Origin of the sequence: Streptomyces africanus (genome assembly GCF_002150735.1) — a bacterium.
In the GTDB taxonomy this organism is placed as follows: Bacteria; Actinomycetota; Actinomycetes; order Streptomycetales; family Streptomycetaceae; genus Streptomyces; species Streptomyces africanus.
The window spans coordinates 532-4177 of the sequence record NZ_MUKA01000273.1; the positions used below are offsets into that span (position 1 = coordinate 532).

Annotated in this window: 4 protein-coding genes; all 4 read right to left on the minus strand. The window is 75.0% G+C overall.

What is annotated here, in order from left to right:
- The coding region (locus tag CCL05_RS30615; protein WP_244204468.1) for an ABC transporter permease at nucleotides 1–1164 on the minus strand (1164 nt) is incomplete at its 3' end.
- Nucleotides 1161–2021: an ABC transporter ATP-binding protein gene (locus CCL05_RS30620; protein WP_086563939.1), complete on the minus strand. Its 861-nt coding sequence runs from the start codon at nucleotides 2019–2021 to the stop codon at nucleotides 1161–1163. The genes CCL05_RS30620 and CCL05_RS30615, both read right to left, overlap by 4 nt.
- Nucleotides 2018–2854, minus strand: a complete 837-nt coding sequence (locus tag CCL05_RS30625) for a cupin domain-containing protein (RefSeq protein ID WP_086563940.1) — start codon at nucleotides 2852–2854, stop codon at nucleotides 2018–2020. The genes CCL05_RS30620 and CCL05_RS30625 overlap by 4 nt, the downstream gene beginning before the upstream one ends.
- Nucleotides 2851–3393, minus strand: a complete 543-nt coding sequence (locus CCL05_RS30630; RefSeq protein ID WP_086563941.1) for an RNA polymerase sigma factor — start codon at nucleotides 3391–3393, stop codon at nucleotides 2851–2853. The genes CCL05_RS30625 and CCL05_RS30630 overlap by 4 nt, the downstream gene beginning before the upstream one ends.
- Between the last annotated feature and the right edge of the window lie 253 nt (nucleotides 3394–3646).

The window sequence follows — 3646 nt, forward strand, 5'->3', positions numbered from 1 at the left end:
CAGCACACCGGCCACGGCGGCCGAGAACTCGGGGACGCGGTTCCCGCCCCACCTCGTGCCCACGGACACCTCGTGCGGCCGCTCCAGAGGCATCAGCGCGCTGTCGCCGGAGAGCCCGTAACGGGCCTCGATCCGCTGCCGTACGACGACGTCCTGGTCGTGCGCGCTGCCCCCGGCCAGGGACCGCACCCGGTCCACGACCCCGGCCCAGTCCGCGACCCGCGGCCCCCACTCGGGGAACGCGCAGTACGTCGAACCGTCCCGCCGGTGACACGACTGCACCTGGTCCGGGTTGAGCGTGGCACGCTCGCGGGCCCTGACCAGCCCGGCGGAGTCGCCGCCGGTCTGGGCCACGCCGCCCACCAGCGTCATGGCCACCGCCCCGGCGACCCCGGCCAGCACCACCGGCTTGCGGCCACCGGCGGCCAGCACCGCCACCATGCCCGCGCACAGCGCCAGCCCGGCCAGGTACAGCGCGTGCCAGGCGGCGGGCCGGCCGATGAGGTCGGACGGCAGCGTGTTGGTGGTCGCCTCGTCGACCACCGGCATGAACCACCTCGTCGCGCCGTCGCTCATGCCCGCGCCGAAGAGGAACAGCAGGAGGAAGAACACCACCGTCAGCGGGGCGGTGAGAGCCGACCTCACCAGCTGGGTCATGAGCAGCCCCGCCAGCCCGGCCAGCAACACGGTCAGCGGCCCCACCAGCAGTTCGGCCACCGAACCGTGCCCGATCGCCCCGGGCCTGAGCGCCTCCCGGCCGAACTGCGCGGCCACGCACACGGCGGTGAGCAGGGCCGCGGCCACGACCGACAGCGCATGGGCGACCGTACGCCGCCACGGCGGGAGGACCAGCACCGAGAGGTGATGCTCCGTCCCGTGCCGTCGCGAGCGCAGCGCGGCGTGGTTGACGGACAGCAGGACCGCAAGGCCGACCAGCATCGGGCCTGCCTGGGTGGCGCGGTCGGCGTCCTGGAGGGCCGGGTAGCCGTCCCAGGCCTTGCCGCCTCGCCACACGGTCCAGCCGATGTACACGAGGAAGGCGATGATCACCGGCAGCCTCGTCAGCAGCCGGCGCGTCTCGAACAGGGCCAGGGCCGCCACGGCCGCTCCCGAGGCCCCGGGCCGCACATCGGACACGACCGGCCTCTCCACCACCGTCGTCATGCCGCCACCTCCACGGCGTCACCGTCGAGGGTGAGCAGGTAGCCGTCCTCCAGGGTGGGTTCGAGCAGCTCGGCGCCGTCCGGCGGATCCCCCACGTTCCGGAAGGACCCGGTCCCCGTACGCCACCCGGCCTTGGCGCCCGGATCGCGCTCCGTGCTGCTCCAGACCCGCCCGGCGGCCCGGGCCGTCAGCTCGGCCGGGGTGCCCTCGAACCGGACCCGGCCGCCGGCCATGACCAGCACCCGGTGGCAGAGCATCGCCACGTCCTCCGTCTGGTGGGTGGACAGCAGCACCGTGCGCCCCTCCCCGGCCCCCGCGATCAACTCCCGGAATCGCATGCGCTGTTCGGGATCCAGCCCGACTGTGGGTTCGTCCAGCACCAGGAAGCCGGGATCACCGACCAGGGCGGCGCCCAGGGCGACCCGCTGCCGCATGCCGCCGGACAGCTTGCGGATGCGCTTGCCCCGTACGTCGGCGAGCCCCACCTCGTCGAGCACGCGCCGCACCTCGCGGTGCCGGGCGGCCTGGTCGGTCATCTCCTTGAGGATCGCCACGTAGTCGACGAACTCGAAGGCGGTGAAGTCCGGGTGGAACCCCGGCGTCTGCGGCAGATAGCCCAGCCGGCGCCGTACCTCCTGCCTGCCCCGCGCCGTGCCGGGGTCGTGCCCGAGCACGGTGAAGGCGCCCCGGTCGGCGGGCAGGGCCGTGGCGAGGACCCGCAGCAGCGTGGTCTTGCCGGCGCCGTTGGGGCCGAGCAGCCCGGTGACGCCGCCGGTCAGCCGCAGCGACACGTCGTCGAGGGCCCGGGTGCCGCCGTAGCGGAGGCTCAGCCCGGAGGCGGACACGGTCGGAGTCATACGGCACGTCCCTGGAAGAGGTCGAAGCGGTCACGGAGGAGGAAGAGCAGCCCGGCGGCGAGCGCGGCGACCAGCGCGGCCACGCCCTGCCCGGCGACGGTGAACGGCGCGAGCGGCACCTCGGGGCCGGCCCGCAGGGCTTGGGCCAGCACGAGCAGCCCGATCCACGCCCCGCCGGCCAGCGACGGCGCGAGCACCGGACCCAGCCGGGGCGTCAGCGCCAGCCCGGTCGCGGTGAGCGCGAGCGCGGGCAGCAGCCAGGCCAGCGCCCGTAGCCCGTACGCGGGCAGCGCGATCGTCGCGAGGCCGTTCAGCCCCAGCACCACGCCCAGTACGGCCACCGTCCGGATCATCAGCAGCCGGAAGCCGTGCATCGGCGCGACGACGGCCATCTCGTACGTCGGATCCAGCGCGGGCCCGTACGACATTGCCACGCCCGCCAGCGGCAGCAGCGGCGCGAGCGCGAGGAACAGCGTGGGGAACTCCCCGCCCCGCACGGCGTGTCCCGCCGCGACGCTCAGCAGCAGCACGGCGACGACGGCCCCCAGCCACGACCTGCGCAGCACCGGCGCCGCCGCCAGCAGCCGCGCGGTGTGCCCGGCCACCCCGGCCCGGACCAGCAGCGACTCCAGCAGCCCGATCCGGGGTGCGTCGAGTTCGGCGTCGAGCCGCTCCCACCCCGCGTCGAGCGCGACCGGGTCACTCACCTCGGCGAGCGCGCCCCGGCACGCGGCGCAGGCGCCCAGGTGCGCGTCGGCCGACCACAGGGCCGGTGCCGCCAGCTCGCCGCGCGCGTAGGCGCGCAGATCCTCTTCCGGCACATGCCAGCTCATGCCAACGCCTCCCGCAACTGCTTGCGGGCCCGCATCGCCCGCGTCTTGACCGTTCCCGGCGGAATGCCCAGCAGCACGGCGGCCTCCCGGGTCGACAGCCCGTCGATGACGGTCGCCTGCAACACCGCCCGCAGCTCCGGCGACAGCCGGACCAGCGCGCCCGCGAGGTCCCCGTGCTCCACCCCCGCGAGCACGCGCTCCTCCGCCGACACCTCGTCCCGGTGCCGCAGCCGCGCCAGCGCCTGCCTCAGCCGCCCGCGCGCCCCGTCACCGCGCAGCGCGTCCACCAGCCGCCGCGACCCGATACGCCACAGCCACCCGGCCACATCGCCCTCCTCCCGGTAGCGGGCCTTGCCCCGCCACACCGCGAGGAACGTCTCCTGTACGACGTCGTCGACGACACCCACGTCGGCGCACCGGCCCCGCAGCCGGGCCCGGAGCCACGGCGCGTACCGCCGGTACAGCTCCTCGAAGGCACGCCGGTCGGCGTCCGCGGCGACGGCCCGCAGCAGCTCCCCGTCGCTTCTCGTTTCGCTCACGTCTCCTCATCGGACCGCCCGGTTCGAACGGTTCACGAAAACACGCTTGACTTTCCGGCCCCCTACGGCCAGATCGTCCAGCAGACCAAACACGCCCTGCGCCTGCGTGTCCTCGAACGGGCATCCTCCTGGCGGTGGCCGCCACGGCGACGGGAACCGCCTTCACCCTCCTGGCCCGCCGCCTCCCCTGAACCGGGCCCGGGCGTCCGTCCACGGGGGGGGGATGGACGCGCGGGCCCGGTTCAGGGGAGGC